Origin of the sequence: Novosphingobium endophyticum (assembly GCF_014640675.1) — a bacterium.
Classification (GTDB): Bacteria; Pseudomonadota; Alphaproteobacteria; order Sphingomonadales; family Sphingomonadaceae; genus Novosphingobium; species Novosphingobium endophyticum.
In genome coordinates this window covers 23186-49772 of the sequence record NZ_BMHK01000001.1, presented here as the reverse complement: position 1 = coordinate 49772, position 26587 = coordinate 23186, and the positions used below count along the sequence as shown (strand labels likewise).

Below are 26587 nucleotides of genomic sequence, written 5' to 3'. Positions count from 1 at the left end.
GGCGAAGAGCGCGGCGCTTCATACCACGAGCCTCACGCCGGGTGTGGACGTTCCAAGTTCGGAACTGTCGTCGTAGTCGCACAGCGTCCTCAGATAGGCGCTGCCACGTATGTCCAGCGTCCAGGCCGAGATTTGGAAACAAAGCTTGCTCGTCGTTCCCGAGTCGCCGTTGATCTGCACATCGCCATTTGCCAGATACAGCACGCCTTCGATGTTGAGCTTGGAGTTGCCATTGATCTGGTGCGCCGCGGGCTCGGTTTCGCCGGTCTTGTCTTCGATGATGAGCATCTGCGCCAAGCGATCGGCGTCAGCTGCGTAAGGCCCGCCCTGAAAGTCCCCCTCCTGCATTGGCGTGAGCGTGATCGAACCGGTCCCGCCCTGGCCGCCCAGCTTGATCTCGGCTCCATTGCGCAGGACGAAGAGGACGTTTTTGCCGATCACGGCAGCGTTGGTCGACAGATCGAGTGTGCCGCCATCGAAGAAGTAGACGCCGCTTTCGAAGTTCGTGGCGCATTTGGCGGTGTACCCGCCAACGTATACGCCCGGTTGGAGATTGGCGATTGCGTTGTTGCCGTTGCCCTCGCAGTATTTGTCTTTCGTCCTGTCTGTGTTGGGTTCGGGCTGTGGGATCGGAATGTCGCCATAGACGTCCGACAGGCCTGTGACCTCTTCAGCCACGACAGATTCGAGTTCGTCGGGAGCACTTACCGTACCGCATGTGGCGATAGAGGTCGTCTCTATCGTCGCGCTTCCGTCGATTACGATAGCATCGTCGCTGCAGGAAAGCGCACCGAGACCGCAGTTGGCGATGACATGGGCATTGCCGCCGATCTGGAAAGTCGTCCCATCCTCCTTCAGGGTGATGAGGCAGGCGTTGTATTTCGAACCTTCCCGGAACATGGCCTGAGCGCGGGCCCCAACCGTCGTGGGTCGATCGAGCAGCATACCGGTGAATGGCAGTTCACGCGTGACTGTGGCCGTCACCAGGACGCTGTTGTTGAACCCGCCTTCGAAATTGGCGAGCTTGATCGTCGGGGGGCTGGCGAATTCGGCGGTGAGGTGCTGGTTGGCGTTGAATTCCTGCTTGGCGCGAGTGGTGTAGTCGGCATCTTCATCGTAGGCGAGAGCCCACGCGCCGCCGATTGCCGCCTGATCGACGGAATGTTGCAACTCGCGCTGCCACATATACCACTGCGCCGTATCGACGCCGTAGCCGATCGCCCCGATAAGTGCGGGGAGGCCCAACGCCACCATCATCATGGCATTGCCTCCGCGCTCGCGGACGAACCTCCGGGTCAGATAACGCACCCCTCCGAGCATCGGTGACACCTCCCGTGACACTGCAATGAATAAAATTTAATACCCGCCGCAGGGTTGTTGGCGCGTGAAGCGAATTGGTTAATGGTTTCGTAGCGATGGACCGGCACTAAGGGCTTGCACGAAGGCCTTTCCGGTCTAGGGGGACTGGCGTGCCCCTAAGTCCAAATCCTGCGCATTCCGATCCCGGCCCCGAAAAGGCTCTGCTCGGGACCTTGCCGATAATCGAACGGCTGGCGCTGTCGTATGCGCCGGCTTCCGCCCGGCTGCCGACATTGGCGTTGTTCGCGCTCGATACGCGGCTCGCCGGGCTGCTGCGCAACTCGCGCGAGCCGATGCTGGCGCAGTTGCGGCTCGCCTGGTGGCGAGAGACGCTCCAACAGGACGGCAACGCATGGCCCATGGGCGAGCCATTGCTTGCGGCACTGCGCAGCTGGAACGGGGCGCATACGGCGCTCTCGGCTCTGGTGGATGGCTGGGAGGCCCTGACCGGTGCGGCGCCGCTGCCTCAGGACGCGATCGAGGCCATGGCTGCAGGTCGGGGAGAGGCCTTCGCGGCCTTGTCCGCCGCGCTGAACCGGCCCGGCGAATCCGCCGCCGCTCGCGACCTGGGCAGAAGGTGGGCGCTCGCCGATCTTGCGATGCGGCTCGGCAATGATCAGGAACGCGGGACGGCGGCTGCCATGCTGGAGGCGGACAGCGGCGGAAAGCCCCGCGTCTCGCGCGCGTTGCGGCCCCTGCTGGTGCTTCACGGCCTTGCCGAGCGCCGCCTTGCAACGGGGGAGGAGGCCGGTGCCAGATCGCCGGCGGCCTTGCTCAAGGCAATGAGGCTGGGATTGCTCGGCTTCTGATGGTGGCCGGCGCATGAAGACTTTGTAATTTCACCGAGGGCTTCCGACGCCGTAGACTCCCCGCCATGACGGAGGGGCCGACTTGAATCGTTTCGTCCTCGGGGCTCTGGCTGCGCTGGTGCTGGCTTCGGTGGGCCTGTTCTGGCTACAGGGAAGGGCGGAAGTCGAAGAGGGTGCGCCGCCGCCGGAAGTGCCGTCTGACGATGCCGGCCCGGAAGAACTGCCCAGCGCGGAAATTGCCGATCTCGTCGGACCTGAGCTGCCCGAAGCTACCGAGCTGACCCGCGAGCAGCGGCGTTTCGGACGCTACGACCGCGACAACGATGGGCGCATTACGGGCAACGAGATGCTTTCCACCCGTACGTCCGGCTTCCGCGACCTCGACAAGGACGGCAACAACCTGCTGACCTTCGAGGAATGGGCAGTCACGACGGTCGACAAATTCGACTATGCCGACGTCGACGGCAACGACTGGCTCACGCCGGGGGAATTTCGCCGCAGCGCACCTCCGCCGAGCAAGCCGAAACCCCGCTGTTCGTGCTGAGGCTTGGTTTCACGCCGCCGTGGTCAGCGTCTCCACCCAGGCGCCGATGTCCGCCTTGGCGCGTGCGGTGTAGGCTTCCTTGCGCTGCTTTTTCTTGACGTCGTGCAGCGGCGGGAAAAGGCCGAAATTGACATTCATCGGTTGATAGCTCTCCGCCTCGGCGTCGCCGGTGATATGCGAGAGAAGCGCGCCCAAGGCAGTCGTGCGGGGCGGGCTCTGCCACTCAAGCCCGCGCAGTTGGGCGGCCGTCATCAATCCCGCCATCAGGCCGACGGCGGCGCTCTCGACGTAGCCTTCGCAGCCGGTAATCTGGCCGGCGAAGCGGACATGCGGCGCGCTTTTCAGGCGAAGCTGCCGGTCGAGGAGCAGCGGCGAATTGAGGAACGTATTGCGGTGCAGGCCGCCGAGGCGAGCGAACTCCGCCTTTTCGAGGCCCGGGATCGTGCGGAACAGGCGGACCTGCTCGGCATGTTTCAACTTGGTCTGGAAGCCCACCATGTTCCACAGCGTGCCCAGCTTGTTGTCCTGCCTGAGCTGCACCACGGCATAGGGCCATCGCCCGGTCCGCGGGTTGTCGAGCCCCACCGGCTTCATCGGGCCGAAGCGCAAGGTGTCGACGCCGCGTTCGGCCATGACCTCTATTGGCATGCAGCCGTCGAAATAGGGCGTGTTTGCTTCCCACTCCTTGAAAACGCTCTTCTCGCCCTCGATCAGCCCGGCGTGGAAGGCAAGGTACTGGTCCTTGTCCATCGGACAATTGATGTAGTCCTTGGTCTCTCCCTTATCCCAGCGCGAGGCCATCCAGCATATGTCCATGTCGATTGTCTCACGGTAGACAATCGGCGCGATGGCATCGAAGAAAGCGAGGCTTTCGGCTCCCGTGGCGCGGCCGATGCTGCCCGCCAGCGCCTCGGCGGTCAGCGGGCCGGTGGCAACGAGAGTGAGTCCGGCCTCGGGCAGCGTGTCGATCCGCTCGCGCCCGATGTCGAGCGAGGGAAGCGCGGCAAGCCGTGCCTCGACTTCGGCGGAAAAGACATCGCGGTCCACCGCGAGGGCGCTGCCCGCCGGGACCTGCGCCTTGGCGGCGGCGGCCATGATGAGCGAATCGCAGCGGCGCATTTCATGGTGGAGCAGGCCCACAGCATTCTTCTCGTCGTCGTCGGAACGGAACGAGTTGGAGCAGACCAGCTCGGCAAGTCCGTCCGTCTGGTGCGCAGGCGAACGCTGCCCGGTGCCGCGCATTTCCGACAGGCGAACGCGAATGCCGCGACGGGCGAGCTGCCAGGCCGCCTCGCTGCCGGCGAGACCGCCGCCGATGATGTGAACGTCGTAAATGGTGGGGTGGGTCGTCATGCTCACGCGCCTACCCGTTCTTGACGCTTAGCGAAAGTGAATGCCTGCGCGTGAACATCGCGCCCGACGGCCTGCAATCGCGTCGCCGGCCTCGCGCATGGCGACGAACTCGGTCTCGGTCACGTCCTCGTGGATATGGACGTTGCGGGCTTTTTCGGCACCGATCGTTGTCTCCCAGACGTAGTCTTCGCGGCCGGGGGCCTTGTAGTCGTGGCACAGGAATACGTGCGTATCATGGGGAGTTGCATAAGACGGCGGATCGAGCGGTACAAGCGTGCGCGCATCGCCGGGGGAAGTCGGCTCGGGCGGTGCCATAGTCGGGCATGAACAGCGTGTCGCCGACGAAGGCGGCATCGCCGATCACGCCCTGCACCGCGCAAATCTCGCGGCCGATCACCAGCATTCCTCCAAGTGCCCGCTGAATATAGGGGCCGCCGGATATATGGTCGGCAGACGGATGCAAATGGAACGGTAGTCCTAGTTCGCCGATGTGTCGCCGCGTGTGACCGGGATCAGCGCGCCGGTTACGGCGCGGCTCGCGTCGGATGCAAGGAAGGCGATCACTTCGGCGATTGCCGAGGGCTTTACCCAGGTCGAGAAATCGGCATCGGGCATATCGGCACGGTTGGTGGGCGTGTCGATAATGCTGGGCAGGACAGCGTTGACCGTCACGCTCGTACCGGAAAGTTCCTCCGCCAGCGCTTCGGTCAGGCGATGGACGCCGGACTTGGAAGCGGCATAGGCGCCCATGCCCATCGCCGCCTTCACCGCGCCGCCAGCGCCGATGTTGACGATGCGGCCCGCTCCCGAAGCCTTGAGCGAGGGAAGGGCGAGCTTGGTGACAGTCGCATTGGTCGTCACGTTCATCGCATGCATCCTGGCGAACGTGTCGAGCGAGCCGCCCTCTACCGTTTCCCAGGCAAATCCGCCCGCGACATTGACGAGCACGTCGATCCCGCCATGGGCCGCGATCACCTTGTTGAGCGCTGCCTGGGTTGCGGCGGAATCGGTCAGGTCCACGCCGCCGATGTCCAGCGCGCCCGCGATCGGTTCGGAAGGGCGCGGCGCGTAGTCGATGCGGGCGACCTTGTCGCCGGCCGCGGCGAAGGCTTGCGCCACTGCCTGGCCGAGAATGCCGAAACCACCCGTGACGATAACCGAACGTGCCATGATATCTCCTCGCTTGTGCGCGCCGTGCTAACTTCACCGGGGGCGGGGAGCAACCGGCGATCGTCGTTCATCACCCCGCTGATGGCGGGCCGGCCGCCGAAGATGCGAAAAAGGGCGGCCCACCGTCATGGCGGGCCGCCCCTCTCAATCTGTCCCGAACGTTCGTTCAGAGCTTGCCGAGCATGTATTCGGCCGAGCTGACCTCGAACGTGCCGGGCGCCTCGACGTTGAGCTGTTCGACAACGCCATCGTTGACGACCATCGAATAGCGCTGCCCGCGGCTGCCCATGCCGAAGCCCGAACCGTCCATGACGAGGCCCACGGCCTTGGCGAGATCGCCGTTGCCGTCCGCCAGCATGGTCACGTCATCCGAGCCCGAGGCCTTGTTCCACGCGCCCATGACGAATGCATCGTTGACGGCGGTGCAGGCAATCTCGTCGATGCCCTTGGCCTTGAGTTCGGAAGCCTTCTCGACGAACCCCGGCAGGTGCTTGGCCGAGCAGGTCGGGGTGAACGCGCCCGGGACCGAGAACAGCGCAACTTTCCTGCCGGCGAAGTAGTCGGCGGTCTGGACCGGCTCGGGTCCGCTCTCGCCAGCCTTCATCAGTTTGATGTCGGGCAGCTTGTCTCCGACGGAGATGGTCATGGGATACATCCTTTCCTGCAAGTAAAGCGCAATGCCGGGAGATATAGGCGCCCTTGGTATTCCAGCAACGCCTCATGATGGTAAATTTTGATTCAGGGTAGCCATTGAACGCCCGGTAAACGAACGGGTCGATTCTCGGTCTCGCGCGGGACTCACCCCGCGGGAGGGGGACTGAGAAATGGGGAGTTGCAATTTTGGGGCGGACGCTCATCCGACATCGACAGCGCGGGGAGAGCGCGGTTTGCTGTGGGCGTCGATCGCGGGGATCGTCGCCGCGATCGGGCTGGGGCTGGCGACGCCGGCACATGCCGCCAGCGGTGATGCCGAAAAACTGCGCCGTCTGGACATCATGCTGATGGTCACCGGCCTGCGCTGCCGAACGACGCCGGATGCCTTCACCGACGACTACGGGAACTTCTCCCGCAAGCACCTGAGCGAACTCAATGCGGCCAATCGCGAACTCAGGGAGGATCTGGCGAAGCGCCACGGCGCGAAAGGCGCGGTCAGGGCGCTCGACCGCATGAGTGTGGTCATGGCCAACGAATACGGCGGCGGTCACCCCTGGCTGAGCTGCTCCGAGCTGCGCGAGGTCGCGCGCAATCTGTCAACGGTGCAGGGGCGTGAAACTCTGGTCGAGGCAGCCGATCAACTGCTTGCCGGAAAGCGCGGGCCGGTTTTCGCGCTGGCTTCCCGGTAAGCCGGCAGGCGAAAGATGGATTTCGAGCTTCGGCCGGGCACTGGTCGGTCTGGCCGGAGCGTTGATGGCCGCGGGGAAATGGACTGCTGTCCTGCATCCATATAAAGAAATCTTTATATTTGCTTCCGCCGGTCTGAAACGGTAGGTACGCCGCATTCTGTTCGCCCGCCTCTGGCCGGGGCATGGCGGCGCCTTTGCAACCGTTTCAGGAGTTTGTGTCCGTGGCCACCGCCCAGATTGCCGACCGCGACTATGCCATCGCCGATATCGGCCTTGCCGAATATGGCCGCACCGAGATCGCGATTGCCGAAACCGAAATGCCGGGGCTGATGGCCCTGCGCGAGGAATTCGGTGAAGCAAAGCCGCTCAAGGGCGCGCGCATCACCGGATCGCTCCACATGACGATCCAGACGGCGGTGCTGATAGAGACGCTGGTTGCGCTCGGCGCCGAGGTCCGCTGGGCCACCTGCAACATCTTCTCCACCCAGGATCATGCCGCTGCCGCCATCGCCGCGCAGGGCATCCCGGTCTACGCCATCAAGGGCGAGAACCTTGCTGATTACTGGGACTATGTCGGCCGCATCTTCGACTGGTCGAGCGAGGGTCATCCTGACCTCACCGCCAACATGATCCTCGATGACGGCGGCGACGCCACGATGTTCGCCCTCTGGGGCGCGCGGGTCGAGGCCGGCGAGCCGATGTTCGAGCCTTCGAATGCCGAGGAGATCGAGTTCGTCCGCGCGCTGAACGCCTTCCTTAAGGCGAAGCCGGGCTATCTCTCGCGCACCGTCAACGCGATCAAGGGCGTCTCGGAAGAGACCACCACCGGCGTCCACCGCCTCTACCACCTCGCCAAGGACGGCAAGCTGCCGTTCCCGGCGATCAACGTGAACGATTCGGTCACCAAGTCGAAGTTCGACAACCTTTACGGCTGCCGAGAATCGCTGGTCGACGCGATCCGGCGCGCGACCGACGTGATGCTGGCCGGCAAGGTCGCCTGCGTGGCCGGTTTCGGCGACGTCGGCAAGGGCTCTGCCGCCTCGCTGCGCCAGGGCGGCGCCCGCGTCATGGTGACCGAGATCGACCCGATCTGCGCGCTGCAGGCCGCCATGGAAGGCTATGAGGTGGTGACGATGGAAGAGGCCGTGCGGCGCTGCGACATCTTCGTGACCGCCACTGGCAACGAAGGCGTAATCACCGGTGCTCACATGGAGGCGATGAAGGACAAGGCCATCGTCTGCAACATCGGTCACTTCGATTCCGAGATCCAGATATCGGCGCTCGACAACTACAACTGGCACGAAGTGAAGCCGGGTACCGACCTCGTGACCTTCCCGGACGGCAAGCAGATCATCGTGCTCGCCAAGGGCCGCCTCGTGAACTTGGGCTGCGCCACCGGCCATCCGAGCTTCGTCATGTCGTCGAGCTTCACCAATCAGGTGCTGGCGCAGATCGAACTCTTCGCCAAGTCGGACGATTACGAGAACCGCGTCTACGTGCTGCCCAAGCATCTCGACGAAAAAGTCGCCGCGCTGCATCTTGAAAAGCTGGGCGTGAAGCTGACGAAGCTGTCCAAACGACAGGCGGATTATATCGGCGTGCCGCAGGAAGGGCCGTTCAAGCCCGAGCACTATCGGTACTGAGCCAAAACCCATCGTCATCCCGGACTTGATCCGGGACCGGCAGCGGTCGCCCGGCGTTCGCCAGGATGACGATGGCGGCTCTGTCGGGCCCCACCTACTCCGTGGTGGATTTGGGCATCATCGCAGCACCTTCCCATTGTCATGCGGCGTTCGGCACACCATAGCCGTTGGCGATGGATCATGAGCGCCTGGTGACACTGCTGATCGGACTGCTGCTCGCCGCGTGGACGGTGGGGGCGGCCTGGGCGATCCTTTCGGCGCGGGCGCGTCAGAAGCGGGCCGAAGGCGCGCTGCGCTCCGCCCGGCGCCTTGCCCGCATGGTGGAGGAATCGCCCGCGCTGCCGTTGCTCGTGCGCTCGGACGGGCGGATCGAGGCAAGCGCGCGGCTGGCGCAGTGGCTCGGCCTCGATGCCGTGCCGCAATACCTTTCCGAGCTGGATACCGGGGAGCGCGGTCTTCCCGCCGAGAAGCTGGCGGAACTGAACGAGGCGGTGCGCCGCTGCCAGAAGAGCGCCGCTCCCTTCCGCCTCGTCGCCACCCCCCGCAATTCGACGCGCAGCCTTGCCTTGCGCGGGCACCTTGCCGATCCGCAGGTGTCTCCTGGCGGCGCGGCGCTCGTGTGGGTTTTCGACTTCAGCGACAGCCAGAGCGAACTGGCCCGCCTGCGCGAGGAAGCTGCGCGGGCGAGGGGGGACTTCACCGCGCTCGTCTCGCTGATCGAGGCGGCGCCGATGCCGATGTGGTTCCGCCGCCCCGACGGCGAACTGCAACTGGTGAACTCGGCCTACGTCGCGGCGGTGGGCGGGGAGAGCGCCGAGGCGGTCGTCGCCGCCGGAACGGAACTGGTGGAGACCGTCGAGGGCGTCAGCCCCGCGCAGGTCGCCAAGGCGGCCCGCGACAAGAGCGCGCCTATCGAACGCATCGTCTCGACCACGATCAACGGCCAGCGTCGCACCTTGCGTGTCAGCGACCTGCCGCTCGGCAGCGACGGCGTTGCCGGCTATGCCGTGGACATCGAGGATCTGGAGGAAATGTCGCGCTCGTTCCGGGCGTTCCGCGATGCCCAGCGCGCCATGCTGGACCAGCTTTCCGCCGGTGTCGCCCAGTTCGACGCGAAGAAGCGCCTGACGTTCGCGAACCAGCCATTCCATCGCCTGTTCAAGCTGGCGGCGAAGACCGCGCAGGATCCGCCCGCCTTCGAACGCCTGCTCGACGCCGCGCGCGATGCGGGAAGAGTGCCCGAAGTGCGCGACTTCCCGGCTTGGCGGCGGGAAAGGGCGGCATGGTTCTCCTCGGGCGGCACGCATGAGGAGGCGTGGTCGCTCGCTGACGGCACGCACTTGCGCATCGTTGCCCAGCCCGTGCCCGATGGCGGCCTGCTGCTGGTGGCCGAGGATCGCACCGAGCAGCTTCGCCTCTCGGCCGTGCGCGACACGCTGCTGCGTACCCGCACCGCGACTTTTGACAGCCTGTTCGAGTCGATCGCCGTCTTCGCGCCCGATGGCCGCATGCAGCTGTGGAACCGCCGCTTCGCCGCCGACTGGGGCCTCGACAGCGATTTTCTCGATACGCATCCGCACGTCGAGGAACTGCTCAAGAAGATCGGCTCGCGCCTCAAGCGCGGTGCCGAAGCCGAGCTGGTCGGTAATGTCGTCCGCGCCGCCACGCTCGATCGCACGCAAAAGGGCGGGCGCATCGCGCTTGCCGATGGGCGAATGCTCGAATTTGCGGGCGTGCCGCTGCCGGACGGCAATGGCCTGCTTGCCGTGCTCGACATCACCGATTCGCAGAAGGCCGAGGACGCCCTGCGCGAAAGCAATGCCGCGCTGATGGAAGCCGACGCGATCAAGACGCGCTTCCTCGCGAACATGAGCTATGAACTGCGCACGCCGCTCACCTCCATCGGCGGGTTTGCCGAGCTGCTTCAGGCCGGGCTGGGCGGCGAACTGAGCGAGAGCGGGCGCGAATACGTTGCCGACATCCTCGCCTCGGTGGACCAGCTGGGCGAGCACATCGAAAGCCTGCTCGACCTCTCGCAGAGCGAAGCGGGCATGCTGCCGCTCAAGAAGGACGACATCGATCTCATGCCGTTCCTGCGCGGCCTAGTCGAAGAGCGCGCCCCGCGTATCGAGAAGGCCGGGCTGGTGCTCGATCTGCAATCCAAGGGCCTGCTGCGCCCGATCACGGGCGACCGCAAGCGGCTGGCGCGGGCGATCGGCCATCTCGTCGATAACGCCATTGCCGCCTCGAAGCGCGGGCAGCACATCCTGGTGCAGGCCGCGCACCGCAAGACCGCCAATGGCGACGTCGCGCGGATTCTCGTGCAGGACAGCGGGGTTGGTCTCGACAGCCGCAGCCTGACCCGCGCGCTCGACGGCATGAAAGTCAGCGCCGACGGCAAGAGCGTCGAGCGCCGGCAGGGCCTGGGCCTGCCTCTGGCGCGGCAACTCGTCGAGGCGCATGGCGGCACGCTGCGCCTCGAATCCGAACCGGGCAAGGGCACCAGCGCCATCGTGGAGCTGCCGTGAAGGTCGCGCTTCCCGATCTTGCCGCGATGGACCGTTTCGGGGCGGCGATTGCCGAAAAGCTGCGCGCGGGCGATGTCGTCGCACTGGAAGGCGGACTCGGCGCGGGCAAGACAACGCTTGCGCGCGCGGTGATCGCCGCGCTCGGGCACAAGGGAGAAGTCCCGTCGCCCAGCTTCGCGATCGTGGAGTGCTACGATCCGCCCGCCGTGCGCCTGCCGCTGGTCCATGCGGATTTCTACCGCCTGGCGCACCCTTCCGAAGCTGAGGAGATCGGCCTCGACGACTACCGCGAAGGCGCGGCGATGCTGGCCGAATGGCCCGATCACGCCGGCGGCTTCGCGCATGAGCCGAGCTGCCTCTCTATCAGGCTGGAAATTGCGGGCGAAGGGCGGATCGCCATTGTCGAGGCGGGGGCGGATTGGCTAGGGCGAATGCCATGATGACGGATACCAGCACGACCCTGCCTTCCGGGCTAGATTCCTTTCTCGAAGCTGCCGGCTGGGCGGGCGCGCGGGTCGATCCGCTTCCCGGCGACGCCTCATTCCGCCGCTATTTCCGCATCCGCAGGGGTGACAGGACCGCGATGCTGATGGACGCGCCGCCGCCGAACGAGGATCCCGGCCCGTTCCTGCGCGCCGCCCGCTGGCTTGATGCCAATGGCATGCGCGCGCCGCGCATCATCGCCGAGCGGGCCGAACACGGCCTCGTCCTGATCGAGGATTTCGGCGAAGCGCGCATGCGCGATTATCTCGACCAGTGGCCGGACGATGAGGAAGCCACCTACAAGGGCGCAGTCGACGCTCTGGTGCATCTGCACGAACTGCCGCCGGGGCCGTTCCTCGATTACACAATGAGCGAGTACCAGCGCGAGGCGCGGCTGTTCGTCGACTGGTATTGCACGGCCCGGAAACTCTATGTCGACGTGCCCGGCTTCGTTGCCGCATGGGAGAGCGTGCTGGGCGAACTGCTGCCGCGCCAGCGGCCCGGCGTCACCGTGCTGCGGGACTATCACGCGGAAAACATCATGCTGCTGGGCGCGCTTGAGAAGCAGGGCCTGCTCGACTTTCAGGACGCGCTGGTCGGTCACCCGGCCTACGATCTCGTCTCGCTGCTGCAGGACGCGCGGCGCGACGTCTCGCCCGAGCTGGAGGCGGAGATGTTCGACCGCTACATCCGCGCGACCGGCACCGACGCCGAGACGTTCCTGGCCGATTATGCCAGGCTGGGCGCGCAGCGGAACACCAAGATCGTCGGCATCTTCGTGCGCCTGTGGAAGCGCGACGGCAAGCCGCGCTACCTCGATCTGATCCCGCGCGTATGGGGGCTGTTGGAACGCGATCTGGCGCACCCGGCGCTTGCTCCGGTGGCGCAGTGGTTCGATGTGAACATACCGGCCGAACTGCGCGACACGGGCGGAGGCACGTTCGAGGTATGAGCACGAAGCCTCTCGTCAGCGACACCGCGCTGGTGCTGGCCGCGGGGCTGGGCAAGCGCATGCGCCCGCTCACCGCCAGTCAGCCCAAGCCGCTCATTCGCGTTGCCGGCAAGGCACTGATCGACCATGCCCTGGACAAGCTCGACAACGCGGGGGTGGCGAAGGCCGTGGTCAATGTCCACTACCTCGCCGATGCGCTCGAAGGGCACCTGAAGGTGCGCCGGAACGGGCCGACGGTCTCGATCTCGGACGAGCGCGAACTTCTGCTCGAAACGGGCGGCGGCATGGTCAGGGCCGCGCCGCAGCTGCCCGATCCGTTCTTCTGCCTGAACAGCGACAACATCTGGCTCGACGGGCCGAACGACGTCTTCGCCGAACTTTCCCGGGCTTGGGATGCTCAAGCGATGGACGCGCTCCTGCTCATGGTCCCGCATCCGCGCGCGCTCAACTATCGCGGCGACGGCGATTTCCATCTCGACCCGCTGGGTAAGGTCAGCCGCCGCCAGCCGGGCCGCGTGGCGCCGTTCATTTTTTCCGGCATCCAGATCGTCTCGCACCGTCTGCTGCGCGATGCGCCCGAAGGCCCGTTCTCGACCAACCTGCTGTGGACGCGCGCGATTGAGGAAGGCCGGCTCTACGGCATTTCGCATACCGGCCTGTGGTTCGAGGTCGGCGAACCGGGCGCGATCAGGCCGACCGAGGCATGGTTGCCCCGTGCCTGAAAGGGCCGGTCCCCGCGTCTACTCGATTGCTGCCCATCGCGGTTTCGCCGATGCTCTCGTTGCGGGGCTGGTGCCGCGCTATTCCGAAGGCGACCTTGGCCTTGCCCGCCTGACGCTGCTGCTGCCGAGCCGCCGCGCGGTGCGCACCGTGACCGAGGCCTTCGTGCGCCATTCGGGCGGAAGCGAGAGACCCGGCATGCTGCTGCCGCGCATGGCGGTGGTGGGCGATCTCGATCTCGACGAGACGCTGGGGCCGCTGCTCGATCCGCTGGGCGCCGCCGACATCCCGCCGGCCGCCGATCCGGCGCGCCGCTGGTTGCGTCTGGCCCATTACCTGCGCGAGGTCGAAGGCGAGGGGGCCGGCAAGGGCGCGGCGCTGCTTCGCCGCGCCTGGGAAGTGGGGCGCACGATGGATCGCCTGCTGGTCGAGGGGATCGCGCCCATCGATCTCATGTCCGAGCGTGTGATCGGCATTGTCGGCGATCTGGCGAGCCATTGGACCGACAACACGCGCACTTTCCTGAAAGTGCAGCAGTACTGGATCGCCGAACTTGCCGGACGTGAGCAAATCGACGCGCCGGAACGCCGCAATCGCCTGTTCGAGCACGCCGCGCGGCGCTGGCGCCAAGCTCCGCCGCAACATCCCGTCGTTGCTGCCGGGGTTACCAGCGCGTCCCCGGCGCTGGCCGAGTTGCTGCGCGTCGTCAGCGAAATGCCCGGTGGAAGCGTGATCCTTCCCGACCTCGATCTCGCGCTCGACGCGCAGGTCTGGGATGAGCTGGGAACCGCCGGCAAGCCGGTCGAACCGGACGATCCGCCGTTCGGCCGCGACGATGCTGTCACGCATCCGCAATATCACCTCAAGCTGCTGCTCAACCGCATGGGCATCGCGCGTACGGAAGTGCAGCCCTGGCACCGGTCCGGCGTGGGCGCCGCGCCGCCCGAGCGCAGCAGGGTTATTTCGAACCTGTTCCTGCCGCCACGGGCATCGACGGGCTGGGTCGATCTGCCCGCAGAGAAACGGCGCCTTTCCGGCGTGCGCCTGATGGAAAGCGCCCATCCCGGCGAGCAAGCGCAGGCGATCGCGATTCTTATCCGCGAGGCGCTGGAAACGCCCGAACGCCGCGCCGCGCTGATCACCCCGGATCGCGGGCTCGCCGCACGGGTCATCGCCCATCTCGGGCGCTGGGGCATCGCCGCGGACGATACCGCGGGGCGCCCCCTGACGCAGACCGCCGCCGGCCGCCTCCTTCTGCTGCTGGCGGAAGTGGTAGCGGAGCGGGCCGCGCCGGTGCCGCTGATCGCGCTGCTGACCCATCCCCTTGCCGGGGCGGGGGAGGGGCGCGCGCGCTGGCTGGAGAATGCGCGCTGGCTCGATCTTGCCTTGCGCGGTCCCCGTCCCGGTGCCGGGCTTGCCTCGATCGCGGCCGTGGCCGACGAGGCGAAGGTGGGGGACTGGTGGCGCGAAGCCGAAGCCATGCTGGCGCCCCTGTTCGCCTTTGGCGAGGCCGAGCCGCTCGATCATCTGCTCGGCGCTTTCGCCGATGTTGCCCAAGCGCTTTGCGGCGAGCGGCTGTGGAGCGGGCCTGACGGCCGTTCGCTCAGCGCTTTCGTTGAGGATCTGCGCGCGGCGGCGGGAGCGGCGGGGGCGCTGCTCGACCCGCGTGAACTCCACGCCGTGCTGCGCGACGCGATGGACCGCGTGGCCGTCCGTCCGCCGTGGGGCGGGCATCCCCGCGTCGCGATCTATGGCCTGCTCGAAGCGCGCATGAGCCGTGCCGACCTCGTCATCTGCGGCGGGCTTGTCGAAGGCGTCTGGCCCGCGTCGCCGGCGCAGGATTCGCTGCTGCCCCCGGCCATGCTGCGCGCGCTGGGCGTGCCCGGCGACGACTTCCGCATCGGTCTTTCCGCGCATGATCTCGCCGCGGCGCTGGGCGCGCCCGAAGTCGTCCTGAGCTGGACCTTGCGCGACGAGGGTGGCCCGGTGATCCCTTCGCGCTTCGTGCTGCGCGTCAAGGCGATGCTCGGCGATCAGGCGGCGCGGCATGTCGAAAGCGAGGCCGTGCGCCTCGCGCGTCTGCTTGACGACGCCGCGCCGGTCCTTCCGCATCCTCGGCCCAGGCCGATGCCCGATGCCGCGCAGCGCAAGGTCGACATCCCGGTCACCGGGCTCGATCGTCTGCGCGGCGATCCCTACCAGTTCTACGCCGGCTCCATCCTACATCTGCGCCGCATCGATGCCCTCGACGCGGAACCGAGCGCGGCATGGAAGGGCGAGATCGCGCACCGGATTCTCGAACTCTGGCACAAGGCGGGCGATCCGGAAGGCGGGCTTCGCGCGATTGCCGAGCAGGTGCTTGACGAGGAGAACGCGCATCCGTTGATGCGCGCGCTGTGGTGGCCGCGCCTTTCCGCCGCGTTCGATACGTTCGATGCGATGATCGCACGGCAGAAGGCGGAAGGCCGCGAAGTGCTCACCGTCGAGGCCTGGGGCGACATGCGGCATCGCGACATCCGCATTCACGGCCGCGCCGATCGCATCGACCGCAAGGCGGACGGCTCGCTTGTCGTCGTTGACTACAAGACCGGCGGCCCGCCCAAGCCCTTGCAGGTGAAGGAGGGGTTTGCGCTGCAGCTCGGCCTTATCGCCATGATCGCCGAAGCGGGCGGCTTCAGCGGCGTCGAGGGCAGGGCGAGCGGCTTCGAGTACTGGTCGCTGGCCAAGAAGCCGCGCACCGACGAATTCGGCTATGCCATGGAGCCGGTCACCGACGAGGAGAAAAGGCGCGAAAAAATGCTGATGCGTCAGGATTTCCTGCCCGAGACCGAACGCTACCTCGATGACGCGCTCGACAGGTGGATCCTCGGCACTGAGCCTTTCACCGCCCGGCTTAATCCGGAACTGGCGAGCTATGCCGACTACGACCAGTTGATGCGCCTCGACGAGTGGATCACCACGCTCGGCAGCCATGAGGCGGAGGAGGGCGCATGAGCGGTCCTGCCACGGTCCATCCACTGCACGGCAATCAGATGCGGGCCGTCGATCCGCAGGAGACGGTCTGGCTCTCCGCCTCGGCCGGCACGGGCAAGACGCAAGTGCTTTCCTCGCGTGTGCTGCGCCTTTTGCTGCAACCGGGCGTGGAGCCTTCGCAGATCCTGTGCCTCACGTTCACCAAGGCGGGCGCGACGGAGATGGCGGCGCGCATCAATGGCACGCTCGCCGAATGGGTGCGGCTGGAGGATACGCAGCTTGCCGCGCGTCTCGAAGCCATAGGCGCGAGCTGCGATCAGGCCACCATCGCGCGGGCGCGCACGCTCTTCGCGGCCGTGCTCGACTGCCCCGGTGGGGGCCTGCGCATCGACACCATCCACGCCTTTTCGCAGTGGCTGTTGGGCACGTTCCCGCTGGAAGCGCAGCTCATTCCCGGTGCGCGGCCGATGGAGGACCGCGAACGCGTCCTGCTCGCGCGGCAGGTGCTCGCGGACCTGCTCGTGGCGGCCGAGAGCGAGCCTCCGGGCGATCCGCAAGTGCTGCGGGCCGTCAGCGATCTTTCGAAACGCCACGGCCCGGACGCGGTCGAGGCTTTCCTGCTCCGCTGCGCCTCCAAGCGCGAGGCCTGGTTCGGACCGGGCGGCTGGCAGGAACCGATGCGGTCGAACGTGCTACGCCTGCTCGGCCTGCCGAGCGATGCCGGTGAGGCCTGGCTGGCGGAGATGTGCAGCGATGCCGCGTTCGACGTCGCCTCGTTGCGGCGGTGCCTGGAAATCAATCACGAATGGGGCACCAAGACCGGCCTCGGCTTTGTGGACGGCGTCAGCGAATGGCTGCTCGGCGACGCTGGGCAGCGCGCGGCGGAAATCGAGGCCCTTGCGAAGCTGTTCCTGACGCAGAACAGAGAGCCGCGCGCGAGCAAGTCGCAGGACAAGATAGATCCCGCTTACCCCGATTATTGCGGCAGGGTGATCGCCTGCATCGTCCGCATTTGCGACGCGAAGGCGCTGCTGGACCTGACTGAACGCCTCGTCCCGGCGCTGCGCCTCGGCCGCACCTTTGCGCTGGCATGGGACGAGGCCAAGCAACGCGAAGGGCTGATCGACTTCGACGACCAGATCCGCCGCGCCGCCGACCTGCTGCGCAACCAGTCGCAGGCGGACTGGATCCGCTACAAGCTCGACCGCCGCTTTGACCATATCCTTGTGGACGAGGCGCAGGACACCAATTCCTCGCAGTGGGACATCATCCTCGCCATGGCCGAGGAGTTCTGGGCGGGGCTCGGCCAGCGCGGCGAGGCGATGCGCACGCTGTTCGTCGTCGGCGACTACAAGCAGGCGATCTTCCGCTTTCAGGGCACCAGCCCCGAAAACTTCCGCCGCGCCGCCGACAAGGTGCGCGCGTTGATGGACGAGGCCGCCGGGAACGCGGAAATGCTGCGCAGCAACCTGCGCCCGCGCCGTCTGCTTCCGCTCGGCCTCGACCGCAGTTTCCGCACCGCGCAGAAAGTGCTCAATTTCGTGGACGAGGCGATCGGCGGGATCGGACACGCGAGCTTCGGGCTGGACACGCCGCCGGATCGCCATGAGGGGCAGGAGCGTCCCGGCTACGTCGCCTTGTGGCGGCCGGTGAGCGCGGTATCGGTTGACGACGATGCCCATGACGAGGGCGCCGACGAAGACGGGTCGCAGGAGGGCTGGCTCTCGCAGCCCGACCGTCAGATGGCGGAGCGCATCGCGCTGCAGGTCAAGGCCTGGCTCGATCCCACTGGCCCCGGCTTTACGCTGCGCAAGGGCAAGCCCCGCCGCGCGGAGGCTGGAGACGTCATGGTGCTGGTGCGCCAGCGCAAGGAACTGGCCGGCCTGATCGTCGGCCGGCTCCATGCCGCCGGAGTGCCCGTCGCGGGCGTCGACCGCCTGCGCCTCGGTGCGCCGCTCGCGGTGAAGGACCTTGTCGCCGCGCTGCGCTTCGCGGTGCAGCCGTTCGACGATCTCAACCTCGCCGGCCTGCTGGTCTCGCCGCTCGTCGGCTGGAGCCAGGAGCAATTGCTGCGGCACGGCTATCGCGACAGGCACGTGCGCCTGTGGTCGCACTTGCGTGCGTCGAGTGATCCGGAGGTCGCGGCGATCCTGAGACAGCTGGGCGAGCTTCTGGCGCTGGCCGACTACGAACCGCCGCAGCAATTGCTGCACTGGCTACTCGTGGGTCCGTGGCAAGGACGGCGCAAGCTCGTGGCAAGGCTGGGGACCGAGGCCAACGATCCGATCGACGAACTGCTCAACGCTGCCCACGCCTATGTCGCCACCGACACGCCGAGCCTGGCTGGTTTCCTCGCATGGTTCGATGCCGGAGACGGCGAACTGAAGCGCGAGGCGGACAGCGCGGCGGGGCTCGTGCGGGTTATGACGGTCCACGGCTCCAAGGGATTGCAGGCGCCGATCGTCATTCTGGCCGACGCCACGGGCAACCCGGAGCGCAGCCGGGATCGCGGCCTCGACTTGCCCGATCCGGCAGGCGAGAGCCGCAGGATCCCGCTGCCGCCGCTCTCGAGGGAAGAGAAGGCGGGGCGCATCCTGACCGAAATCGAAGCCAATCGCGCCGCCGACGAACAGGAACACTGGCGCCTGCTCTACGTCGCCATGACCCGCGCCGAGGAAGCGCTGTTCGTCGGCGGCGCGCTCGGCAAGCGCGATGGCGGGGTGCCCCCGCCCAAGAGCTGGTACGCGCGGCTGCGCGGCCTGTTTCCTCCCGAAGCGGAGGTCGCCGATGCAGTTTGGGGAGCGCGCTGCGAATGGGGCGAGCCGCCGGAATCGATCCCGTCAGAGACCGCCCCGGCCGAACTGCCGCTGCGCGAACCGCTGCCGCGCTGGCTGGAACGCGCGCCGCCTGCCGAGCCCCGGCCGCCCCGGCCGCTGGCCCCTTCGGCTCTGGGCGAGGAGGAGGCTCCCGATCCGCCATTCCCGCCCGGCGCGGCGCGGGACGCGGCGCGGCGCGGAACGCTGGTGCACAAACTGCTCGAACGCCTGCCCGAAGTCGCTGCGGGGGGCCGGGAGGAGGCCGGGCGCGCCTGGCTCGCGCGCAATGCCGCCGATTTCGAAGAAGGCCGGCGTGAAGCCATGCTGGGCGATGCTCTGGCGGTTCTTGCCAATCCCGAATGGGCCGCCCTGTTCGCGCCCGGCAGCCTGGCCGAAGTGCCGGTGGCCGCCGTCGTCGGAGGGCAGGTCGTCGCCGGTACGATCGACCGTCTGGTGATAGAACCCGATCGGGTGCGCCTGATCGACTACAAGACCGCGCGCCGTCCGCCCGAAACGCTGGAGGGCGTGCCCGCAGCCAGTCTCAGGCAGATGGCGGCCTATGCTGCCGCTCTGGAAGCCGCCTTTCCGGGGCGGACGATCGAGGCCGCGCTGCTCTATACCGCCGTGCCCCGGCTGATCCCGGTGCCGTCTGAAACGCTGGAGCGCCACAAGCCTGCCTTGGCGGCCCCTGAGTAAAGCTATGGCGCCCCGGCGTTGCCAGAGACCGTTTCTTCCCTAGATTGCAGTCAAACCCACTTTCCGAGGAGCCAGTCCATGCCGACCATTGCCGTCACCGATTCCAGCTTCGAAAACGATGTGCTGAAGGCGGACAAGCCCGTCCTTGTCGACTTCTGGGCGGACTGGTGCGGTCCGTGCAAGATGATCGGTCCGGCTCTCGAGGAAATCAGCGAGGAACTGTCGGACAAGGTGACCATCGCCAAGATGGACATCATGGCCAATACTGACACTCCCGCCAACTTCGGCGTCAAGTCGATACCCTACCTCGTGCTGTTCAAAAACGGCGAGCAGGTCGCCCACAAGCTTGGCGCCGCTCCCAAGAGCGCGCTCAAGGGCTGGATTGAAAGCGAACTCTGACCGCCTCCACCGAGGTTAGAATACCGGCCCCTCTCGTCGAAAGACGGGAGGGGATTTTCTTCAGATGCGGCAGATGGGGTCGGGGGAGGTTCCGATTGTGTGTGGGCAGCAGGCGCCAGCACACGATCAAGCCCGCCAGCCCGGCCTCGCTTTTTGACAGTACTTGCGGCCCCAACCCATCGTATACGTCCAGTCCCACGGGACGTCCTCGCGTGTGAGGGGCGCTTCGATACGGTTCCGGTTGGGGCTCTCGCTGACGGCGGCGGCGATCCTCACCGACCCGATTACGTTTCAGCCGATCCGAAGATTTCTCCTGATAAAGTCCGCCTCTGCCAACAGAACCTCGCCGTCCTCTGGCGCGCCGAAGAAACCTCCGTGTGGCATCGCCTCCCAGATGTGGAGTTCAGCCTTACAGCCGGATCGCAAGAGGGCGCGATGCAGGATCACGGTGTTGGAGAGGAACAGGTCGCGCGTTCCGGAGACCAGCATTGTGGGCGGAAAGCCCTTGCTGAAATCGCCGAACACGGCCGAGAGGTAGGGGTCGCGCAGGTCGTGACCGTTGGCGTAGAGTGCAATGGTTTCAGTCAGTCGGTGCTTGAGCACAACGTCAATCGTGTCGTTCGTCTCGAAAGTGTCGCCACTTTCGGTGAGATCGGCTTCGGGCGTTGCGAGCACGCAGGCACCGGCCAGCGGCAGGCCCAGGTCGCGAGCCTTCAACAGGAAGGAGGCAGCCAAGCCGCCGCCGGCGGAGGCGCCGACAACGACGACATTCTTTGCGTCGAAGCGTTCGAGCAGCCACCGGTACGCTTCGACAGTGTCATCAAGGCCAGTTGGGAACGGGTGATCGGGCGGCATCCGGTAGTCGATCGAAAACGTCCTGACTTGCGCCATGGCCGCGAGCGGCAAGGCCATATGGGCAGCCGCCAGACCCGACCCCTGGACATACGCCCCGCCATGAACATAGAAAATCGCGCGATCGGCCGTATCCGGTCCCACGCCCTGCGGTACGATCTCGTAGACCACCGTGGCACCGACCTGATGTGTGATGATCTCCGCCGGGAAACGCTCGGCATTGGTTGCCATTGCCGCGGAGAGCATCGCGTTGCCGGCGTCGAGACAGGTGCGCCATGCTTCCTTGTCGTTTGGATCGGACGGGTAGGGTCCGCCCATCATGGGTGGGCTGGACAGGAACGCCTGGGCCTCAATACTGACGGTTGACGGGGCGCGTATCGTGCGTGCCGGAACATGCACGCCTCCCTCGGTCGTGGTTTCAGTGATGATGTTCCCGGCACCCATACCCGTCTCCTGTCCGTCCTGCGGTCCTCTTGTACGGCCCGCTTCTTTAGCGCCGCGTCGGCATCCTTTACGAGCCTGGCGATAGCCGCAACCTCCATAGCCGATCGGTCGCGCCCGTGGCTATCGCCGGGGGCATCCGCAACGCTCACAGGCCGGTGTCATTGCCGCTTGGTATAATAGCGGAGCGAGCGCGTGCGCGTTGTTCTCGACCTTGCTGGAGAATGCGTTGGTCAGGCTCTGGCGCTCGACATGGCTGGCCGAGATGTACGGCCACGGCTTCGCTTGCACCCGCTCTTAAGATTGACAAAGAAAATGGGCGGGCAATTCACATTGCCCGCCCAGAAAAGCGACCTGGTTTGCGTCGATCAGCGCGAGCCGAAGGACGTGCGGAACGTCACCCCGAATTCACGCGGCGCAGTCACGTCGATCTGACGATACGTGCTCGAAGTTGATTTAGCCACGACCGTTCGGAACGTCGGCGGCTGCAGTTCCCGGAAATTGGTAACCGTCGGCGTTCCCTCGCGGTTCAGCACTCTGAACGTATCGAGGATGTTCTTTGCATAGGCCGAAAGCTCCCATCCCCCGTCAGCACCGCGGAGGCCGGCATAAAGGTTGAGGAGGCCGTAGCCGCTGATATCGTCGAACTGGTTGCTGGGATCGTTCTTCGACTTGCCGTAATAGCTGAAGAGGCCCCGGGCAAACGCATTAGTTCCGTCGGTGATCGGGAAACGATACTCGCTCTGAGCGGTTGCCGCGAACGGAGACTGGAAGCCGGAACGCAGCGAGACGTTGCAAGCCCCGACGTTGTCGCTGCCATAGGCGTCCTGGACCTGCTGGAGGGTGGGCGCCGAAGTCAGCACGTCCGGCACGCCGTCCTGGTCGAGATCGTTGCACGGGATCAGTCCGTTCTTGATCTGGCCATCGGAATAGGACGCGTTGAGGTTGAAGCTCCAATCGGGCGTGACGTCGAAACTGATCTCGCCCTCTACGCCTTTGACTTCGACGGGAACCGCGGCAACGAAGTTGAAATCGTCGACACTGGGTGAGACGCCGATCACGGCGCCCGTCGCATCGCGCACGGCGCTGAAGGTCTGGTAGAAGACCCCATTGCCACCGGAGCGATAGGGGTAGTTCTTGAACTTCTGGTAGTAGCCGGCGAGGTTGAAACGCAGACGCCCGCCCATGAGCGTGCTCTTGACGCCGACTTCGTAGCTGGTCGATGTCTCCGGTGGGAGCGTCGTGAAGCTTCTCTGGAGATCCGACTTGATGATGCTGAAGTCACCGATTGCCGTTGGCCCGGGTCGGTAGGACGTTCCAAGCGACGCATAAACCATGACGTCAGGATTCACGAAGTAATTTACCGAACCGGTGTATATCAGCTTGTCATCCTTCAGCTGTTCGTCGACAATATTGACGCCGGACACGAGCAGCTGGCTGTCGGATTTATAATCGATGTAGCGCAGTCCTCCGGATACTTCCAGCGCATCGCCAATATGGAAGGTCAGGTTTCCGAAAGCGGATGTTTCCTTGGAGGTTCCGGGACGCAGAATCGGTGTGTGTGATACCGTTGCTACGCCGCCGCCCAAGAAGGGGGGGAGAGTGACGAGCGTCTGCGAATCAAGCACCGTGTCCGCGTTGTTCTTCTGGTGGAAGACACCGACTACGTAGTCGACCATGTCAAAAAGCCGGGATTCGTTCTGAAGGCGCAGTTCATGCGCTTCATTGGTCGAACGGCTGTCGGTGACCTGTCCGAATTCGAATCCCGGAAAAGCGTTCGCGTTGTCGTCGTCGCCGAAGGTGAAGACCTTCGTCTTGCGATAGTTTCCGACGTAGATCAGGTTCTGACCAGCCCCCGACAGCTGGGCCTTCCAGGTGAAGGTGTCGAATTTCTGGTCAAGTCTCGTCGGCGCGTCCTCGATCGAAAGGCGATCCTTCCCCGAGATGAAAACCGGGCTGGTCGGCTGCGAGGGATCAGCAATGTTGGCGGATTCGACTTGGGTGAAAACCCTGCTGCGCGTGTCCTGAACCTGGTACATGCCCTCCAGCAGGAGCCAGTCGGTCGGTTGCAACACCGCGCTGAAGCGCCCGCCTATCGACCGGTCATAAGGATCCCGCTTGTCGAGCGCTTGCGCGGAGCTGGTACGTACTTCATTCGCATCGCCGACGTCGTATATGCCAGCTGCGCGAACGGCGAGCACGCCTTCGATAATCGGCACGCCCACACCGCCATTGATGTTCTGCGTGCCGATATCATTTGCGGTGAGCGAAACGGTGCCTCCGGCCTCATAGAGGTCGGGCTTGCGCGTCGTTACGGTAAGTGAGCCGGACGGCGAGGCGCGTCCGCGCAGCGTGCCCTGGGGCCCGCGAAGCACTTCGATCTGGCCGATGTCATACATCTGCTGGAGAATGGCGTTGCCGTTCATCGGCGTATCGTTGAGGTAAAATTCGAGCGAAGCGTTGTTTCCGGAAACCCGCGTGTCGAATGCGACGCCGCGAATGGAGCCGCCGCCGCTGAAACCCTGGCTCGACAGTTCCAAGCCGGGGACGATATTCTCGACATCTTCGAAATCGCGCAGGTTGAGGTCGGCAATCTTTTCGGCGGTGACGGTATTGATGACGATCGGCACTTCCTGGACGTTTTCGTCGCGGCGACGTGCGGTAACGATGATGGCGTTATCAGTCGCGCTGGCGTCACTTAGGGCCTGTTCGCTCGATTGGTTGGCATCCTGGGCAAACGCGGGCGTTGCAATAGCCGCAGCGCTGACGCTCGCCAGAAATAGCTTTCCGATTGAATTCATATATACTTCCCTCCCTGAAGATGCTGCCCTCATAAGAGGGGGCAGCAGCATTTCACATCTTAGGTAGCCCTAGGCACACCGCCAGAATCACCCCATATTGGGGAGGCAATGGCACCGCAAGCCAAGATCCATTGTGCATTATCGTAATGTCTGTTGCTGTGCGAAAATGGCCACACCAGAAAGCTGCGGACGACCTCGGAAATCTGCCGAGGCAAATCGACGCCGTCCGCGCGGGCTTGTTTTCCCGCTGCTCAGGCCCGCTTTTTGCCCGAGGCAACGGCCACATCGTTCAGCATTTCGGCGACCTGCAAGGGCTCCGTAAGCATGAGATCATGACCGGTGTCCACGGTGAACACCCTTTCGGCCGCGATCCATCGCTCGCGCAGTTTTTCCGGGCGTCCCTTGAGCGATGTGGCGCAGTTTATGATGGTTCGCGGGAGGGCCGCGACCGCGTCGGGCCGTGACAGAATTAGGGGTTCGGTGACGGTCTTCCACGGCTGCGGCGTCAGGCGTGACAGCGCCCAGTCCTCGTATTCGCATCCGTTCAATCCGTAGATCGCGCCGGCGGCAACGTCTGGCCAAAGCCCGAGTTCGACGCCATCGACCATGCGCGTCGAACCTGCCATCGTGAGCAGTCCCGGCGAGACGTCGACGAGGGCTTCGCCATTCATCGGAATGGCCGCGTCGAGAAAGACGATGTGCCCGATCCGTTCGATCACCCTGTCCGCGGCGCCTGTGATGACCATGCCACCATAGCTGTGGCCGACGAGCATCACATCGCTAAGATCTTCGTATTCGATAAGGTTCGCGATATCGGCGATATGGGTGGAGAGCGCGGTGTCCGGTGTCAGCACATGCTTCCGGTCGGCCAGTCCGGAAAGCGTCGGCGCGAAGACGTCATGGCCGCGGGCGCGCAGCAGCCGGGCGACGGGAGACCAGCACCAGCCGCCGTGGCCGCCACCGTGTATGAGAACGAATGTTGCCATGATCCCAGCCCCTCAGGCGTTCGCTGCGCCACTGGCGAGGATGTGCGCTCCCGAGACCCAGCTTGCCTGGGGAGAGGCGAGGAAGGCCACAACTTCGGCGATTTCCCCGGCGGTGCCGATCCGGCCGAAGGGGGATGCCTTCTCGAAGAATTCGCGCGCGCCTGGGGGGGAGTTATCCATCATCCCTGGGGCCGTTGCGCCGGGAATCACGGTGTTGACCGTCACACCCTGTTTGCCGAGTTCCTTTGCCCAGGACTCGGTGAAGCTCTTGACCGCCGATTTGGTCGCCGAATAGATTCCCGATCCCGCCATCGGAAAATCGGCAAGGGTGGAAGACAGGTTGATGACCCGGCCGCCTTCGCCCAGCCGCTTGGCCGCCTCCGAAGCGACGTAGAGCGGCCCCCGGAGATTGACGCCCAGCATCCATTCGAGATGTTCTTCGTCGAAGTCCGCGAGAGGGCCGCCGGTGCTCACGCCCGCGCTGTTCACGACGATGTCGATCCTGCCGAACTGCGCGTCGATAGCGGCGAACAGGGCGCGGACCTCGCTGCGTTTGGAGATATCGGCGCGAAAGGTCATGGCTTCGCCGCCATTGCCGCGAATGGCCTCGGCGGTTTCCGTGGCGCCGGCTTCGCTGCCGCTGAAATGCACCACGATGCGCGCTCCGTCTCTGGCCAGGCGCAGCGCGATCTCGCGCCCGATCCCCCTGCCTGAGCCGGTGATCAAGGCCACCTTTCCATCGAGGACTGGAGTGTTCATCAACTGGTTACCTCTTTTTCTTGCGTTGAATTTTTCTCGATGTGTGCATCCCAGCCACCATCGGCGAGGGCGCGCAGCAGGCTGTGCAGCAGGTTCTCTACCCTTACCGATGCGTGGGTCAGAACATGCGAGGGATTGCGCACGAGCGACATCGTGCGGTGCATGCCCGTCAGGCCCAGCCGGGCGACGCTGATCCTTTCCGCCCGAGCCTCTGCGAGCGCGACACAGGAAGGCAGTACGCTGAGAGCCCGCCCATGCTCGACCAGATCGAGGAGAGTGGGCAGGCTGTCGACGTCGTACCGGACCTGAAGCCCCGTGTTGTTGCTTGCGGCCTCGCGCTCAAGCAATTGCCGCAATCCGTGCTGCGGTCCGGGAAGGGCCAGGCGTGAAGCGGCAAGTTGGGCGAAATCGATAAGCCCCGGCTCCGACGCGGTGCCGAATTGCCCGTAGGGGGCAACCACGAACAGCTCTTCCGAAAACAACCGGTTGGGTGTCAGGTGACGCAGCGTGTGCAGATCGTACATGATTCCCAGGTCGATCTTCTCGGCCTCCAGCCACCCCCTGATCGTGCCATTATAGGCCTCCACGACCCTTACCCGCACCAGCGGCGATTGCACCTCGAGCGCTTCGATGAGGCGGGATCCCACCAGCCGTGCGACGCTGGGGGGCATGGCGACGATCACTTGTCCCTGGGCCTCACCGCGCAGACGAAGCGTATCGGCGATGGCCCGTTCGGCCGAAAGGAGCATCATTCGGGCGTGTTCGAGGAACACGCGGCCGGCCTCGGTCAGCGTGACGCCGCGCGCGGTCCGGTCGAACAGGCGAAGCCCGACCTCGTCCTCCAGGCGCAGAAGTTGCTGGCTGAGCGAAGGCTGCGCAATGCCGAGAGACTGCGCGGCCCGGCTGATCGAACCGGTCTCGGCAATGCGCAGAAACGCCTTGAGGTGGGCAGTGTCCATT

Annotated in this window: 20 protein-coding genes and 1 pseudogene; 11 read left to right on the top strand and 10 right to left on the bottom strand. The window is 65.4% G+C overall.

Features of this window, described 5'->3' with window-relative positions; all coding sequences use genetic code 11:
* Positions 1 to 18 precede the first annotated feature (18 nt).
* Entirely contained in the window at positions 19 to 1320 is a 1302-nt protein-coding gene (locus tag IEX32_RS00195; RefSeq protein ID WP_188767048.1) for a pilus assembly protein TadG-related protein, read from the bottom strand.
* Positions 1321 to 1469: 149 nt separating this feature from the next.
* On the opposite strand from IEX32_RS00195, the gene IEX32_RS00190 reads away from it, so the two are divergent.
* Positions 1470 to 2168 carry a hypothetical protein gene (locus IEX32_RS00190; protein WP_188767047.1) on the top strand — a complete coding sequence of 233 codons (699 nt, stop codon included), beginning with the start codon at positions 1470 to 1472 and terminating at the stop codon, positions 2166 to 2168.
* An 82-nt stretch (positions 2169 to 2250) separates the two neighbouring features.
* Complete coding sequence (locus IEX32_RS00185) at positions 2251 to 2712, top strand: EF-hand domain-containing protein (RefSeq protein ID WP_188767046.1); 462 nt, start codon at positions 2251 to 2253, stop codon at positions 2710 to 2712.
* Between the two features lie 9 nt (positions 2713 to 2721).
* Here the strand turns inward: IEX32_RS00185 and trmFO are convergent, their stop codons facing one another.
* The 4 genes and pseudogenes from trmFO to IEX32_RS00165 all read right to left on the bottom strand — a co-directional run bounded on the left by trmFO (position 2722) and on the right by IEX32_RS00165 (position 5881).
* Positions 2722 to 4065 (bottom strand): methylenetetrahydrofolate--tRNA-(uracil(54)-C(5))-methyltransferase (FADH(2)-oxidizing) TrmFO, encoded by a 1344-nt coding sequence (gene trmFO / locus IEX32_RS00180; RefSeq protein WP_188767045.1) that lies wholly within the window; start codon positions 4063 to 4065, stop codon positions 2722 to 2724.
* Positions 4066 to 4143: 78 nt separating this feature from the next.
* Positions 4144 to 4525 (bottom strand): annotated as a pseudogene (locus tag IEX32_RS20525) (MBL fold metallo-hydrolase); the annotation flags it as partial.
* Between the two features lie 17 nt (positions 4526 to 4542).
* On the bottom strand, positions 4543 to 5235 hold the full coding sequence (locus tag IEX32_RS00170) for an SDR family NAD(P)-dependent oxidoreductase (protein ID WP_188767043.1): 693 nt from the start codon (positions 5233 to 5235) through the stop codon (positions 4543 to 4545).
* Between the two features lie 166 nt (positions 5236 to 5401).
* Positions 5402 to 5881: a peroxiredoxin gene (locus IEX32_RS00165; protein WP_188767038.1), complete on the bottom strand. Its 480-nt coding sequence runs from the start codon at positions 5879 to 5881 to the stop codon at positions 5402 to 5404.
* Positions 5882 to 6122: 241 nt separating this feature from the next.
* Between IEX32_RS00165 and IEX32_RS00160 the strand changes: the two genes are divergently transcribed.
* The 9 genes from IEX32_RS00160 to trxA all read left to right on the top strand — a co-directional run bounded on the left by IEX32_RS00160 (position 6123) and on the right by trxA (position 19788).
* Positions 6123 to 6578: an S-adenosyl-L-homocysteine hydrolase gene (locus IEX32_RS00160; RefSeq protein WP_229735748.1), complete on the top strand. Its 456-nt coding sequence runs from the start codon at positions 6123 to 6125 to the stop codon at positions 6576 to 6578.
* Between the two features lie 182 nt (positions 6579 to 6760).
* On the top strand, positions 6761 to 8221 hold the full coding sequence (gene ahcY / locus IEX32_RS00155) for an adenosylhomocysteinase (protein WP_229735747.1): 1461 nt from the start codon (positions 6761 to 6763) through the stop codon (positions 8219 to 8221).
* Positions 8222 to 8394: 173 nt separating this feature from the next.
* Positions 8395 to 10749: a sensor histidine kinase gene (locus IEX32_RS00150; RefSeq protein WP_188767033.1), complete on the top strand. Its 2355-nt coding sequence runs from the start codon at positions 8395 to 8397 to the stop codon at positions 10747 to 10749.
* The gene (gene tsaE / locus IEX32_RS00145) at positions 10746 to 11189 is read left to right on the top strand and encodes a tRNA (adenosine(37)-N6)-threonylcarbamoyltransferase complex ATPase subunit type 1 TsaE (protein ID WP_188767031.1); all 444 of its coding nucleotides are present in this window, start codon (positions 10746 to 10748) and stop codon (positions 11187 to 11189) included. Before IEX32_RS00150 ends, tsaE begins: the two co-directional genes overlap by 4 nt.
* A complete protein-coding gene (locus tag IEX32_RS00140) occupies positions 11189 to 12184 on the top strand; it encodes an aminoglycoside phosphotransferase family protein (RefSeq protein WP_188767521.1) in 996 nt (331 codons plus the stop codon). The genes tsaE and IEX32_RS00140 overlap by 1 nt, the downstream gene beginning before the upstream one ends.
* The gene (locus IEX32_RS00135; RefSeq protein ID WP_188767029.1) at positions 12181 to 12906 is read left to right on the top strand and encodes a nucleotidyltransferase family protein; all 726 of its coding nucleotides are present in this window, start codon (positions 12181 to 12183) and stop codon (positions 12904 to 12906) included. The genes IEX32_RS00140 and IEX32_RS00135 overlap by 4 nt, the downstream gene beginning before the upstream one ends.
* Positions 12899 to 15898, top strand: coding sequence for a PD-(D/E)XK nuclease family protein (locus IEX32_RS00130; RefSeq protein WP_188767028.1), 3000 nt, complete (start codon positions 12899 to 12901; stop codon positions 15896 to 15898). Before IEX32_RS00135 ends, IEX32_RS00130 begins: the two co-directional genes overlap by 8 nt.
* The gene (gene addA, locus IEX32_RS00125) at positions 15895 to 19389 is read left to right on the top strand and encodes a double-strand break repair helicase AddA (RefSeq protein WP_188767027.1); all 3495 of its coding nucleotides are present in this window, start codon (positions 15895 to 15897) and stop codon (positions 19387 to 19389) included. Before IEX32_RS00130 ends, addA begins: the two co-directional genes overlap by 4 nt.
* 78 nt (positions 19390 to 19467) lie before the next feature.
* A complete protein-coding gene (trxA, locus tag IEX32_RS00120; RefSeq protein WP_188767026.1) occupies positions 19468 to 19788 on the top strand; it encodes a thioredoxin in 321 nt (106 codons plus the stop codon).
* A gap of 291 nt (positions 19789 to 20079) precedes the next feature.
* On the opposite strand, the gene IEX32_RS00115 is transcribed toward trxA, so the two are convergent.
* From IEX32_RS00115 to IEX32_RS00095, 5 genes are all read right to left on the bottom strand, one after another.
* Complete coding sequence (locus IEX32_RS00115; protein ID WP_188767025.1) at positions 20080 to 21084, bottom strand: alpha/beta hydrolase fold domain-containing protein; 1005 nt, start codon at positions 21082 to 21084, stop codon at positions 20080 to 20082.
* 365 nt (positions 21085 to 21449) lie between these two features.
* Positions 21450 to 23882, bottom strand: coding sequence for a TonB-dependent receptor (locus IEX32_RS00110; RefSeq protein ID WP_188767024.1), 2433 nt, complete (start codon positions 23880 to 23882; stop codon positions 21450 to 21452).
* A 251-nt stretch (positions 23883 to 24133) separates the two neighbouring features.
* Positions 24134 to 24868, bottom strand: coding sequence for an alpha/beta fold hydrolase (locus tag IEX32_RS00105; protein WP_188767023.1), 735 nt, complete (start codon positions 24866 to 24868; stop codon positions 24134 to 24136).
* 12 nt (positions 24869 to 24880) lie between these two features.
* Positions 24881 to 25627 carry an SDR family NAD(P)-dependent oxidoreductase gene (locus IEX32_RS00100; RefSeq protein WP_188767022.1) on the bottom strand — a complete coding sequence of 249 codons (747 nt, stop codon included), beginning with the start codon at positions 25625 to 25627 and terminating at the stop codon, positions 24881 to 24883.
* Entirely contained in the window at positions 25627 to 26586 is a 960-nt protein-coding gene (locus IEX32_RS00095) for a LysR family transcriptional regulator (RefSeq protein WP_188767020.1), read from the bottom strand. Before IEX32_RS00095 ends, IEX32_RS00100 begins: the two co-directional genes overlap by 1 nt.
* Position 26587: the final 1 nt, after the last annotated feature.

What these genes read in the sequence shown, in the direction of transcription:
- IEX32_RS00195 (WP_188767048.1), bottom strand. Translation starts at nt 1,320, where the DNA reads ATGCTCGGAGGGGTGCGTTATCTGACCCGGAGGTTCGTCCGCGAGCGC.
- trmFO (WP_188767045.1), bottom strand. Translation starts at nt 4,065, where the DNA reads ATGACGACCCACCCCACCATTTACGACGTTCACATCATCGGCGGCGGT.
- IEX32_RS00170 (WP_188767043.1), bottom strand. Translation starts at nt 5,235, where the DNA reads ATGGCACGTTCGGTTATCGTCACGGGTGGTTTCGGCATTCTCGGCCAG.
- IEX32_RS00165 (WP_188767038.1), bottom strand. Translation starts at nt 5,881, where the DNA reads ATGACCATCTCCGTCGGAGACAAGCTGCCCGACATCAAACTGATGAAG.
- ahcY (WP_229735747.1), top strand. Translation starts at nt 6,761, where the DNA reads ATGGCGGCGCCTTTGCAACCGTTTCAGGAGTTTGTGTCCGTGGCCACC.
- IEX32_RS00150 (WP_188767033.1), top strand. Translation starts at nt 8,395, where the DNA reads ATGGATCATGAGCGCCTGGTGACACTGCTGATCGGACTGCTGCTCGCC.
- IEX32_RS00140 (WP_188767521.1), top strand. Translation starts at nt 11,189, where the DNA reads ATGACGGATACCAGCACGACCCTGCCTTCCGGGCTAGATTCCTTTCTC.
- IEX32_RS00135 (WP_188767029.1), top strand. Translation starts at nt 12,181, where the DNA reads ATGAGCACGAAGCCTCTCGTCAGCGACACCGCGCTGGTGCTGGCCGCG.
- addA (WP_188767027.1), top strand. Translation starts at nt 15,895, where the DNA reads ATGAGCGGTCCTGCCACGGTCCATCCACTGCACGGCAATCAGATGCGG.
- trxA (WP_188767026.1), top strand. Translation starts at nt 19,468, where the DNA reads ATGCCGACCATTGCCGTCACCGATTCCAGCTTCGAAAACGATGTGCTG.
- IEX32_RS00115 (WP_188767025.1), bottom strand. Translation starts at nt 21,084, where the DNA reads ATGGGTGCCGGGAACATCATCACTGAAACCACGACCGAGGGAGGCGTG.
- IEX32_RS00110 (WP_188767024.1), bottom strand. Translation starts at nt 23,882, where the DNA reads ATGAATTCAATCGGAAAGCTATTTCTGGCGAGCGTCAGCGCTGCGGCT.
- IEX32_RS00105 (WP_188767023.1), bottom strand. Translation starts at nt 24,868, where the DNA reads ATGGCAACATTCGTTCTCATACACGGTGGCGGCCACGGCGGCTGGTGC.
- IEX32_RS00100 (WP_188767022.1), bottom strand. Translation starts at nt 25,627, where the DNA reads ATGAACACTCCAGTCCTCGATGGAAAGGTGGCCTTGATCACCGGCTCA.
- IEX32_RS00095 (WP_188767020.1), bottom strand. Translation starts at nt 26,586, where the DNA reads ATGGACACTGCCCACCTCAAGGCGTTTCTGCGCATTGCCGAGACCGGT.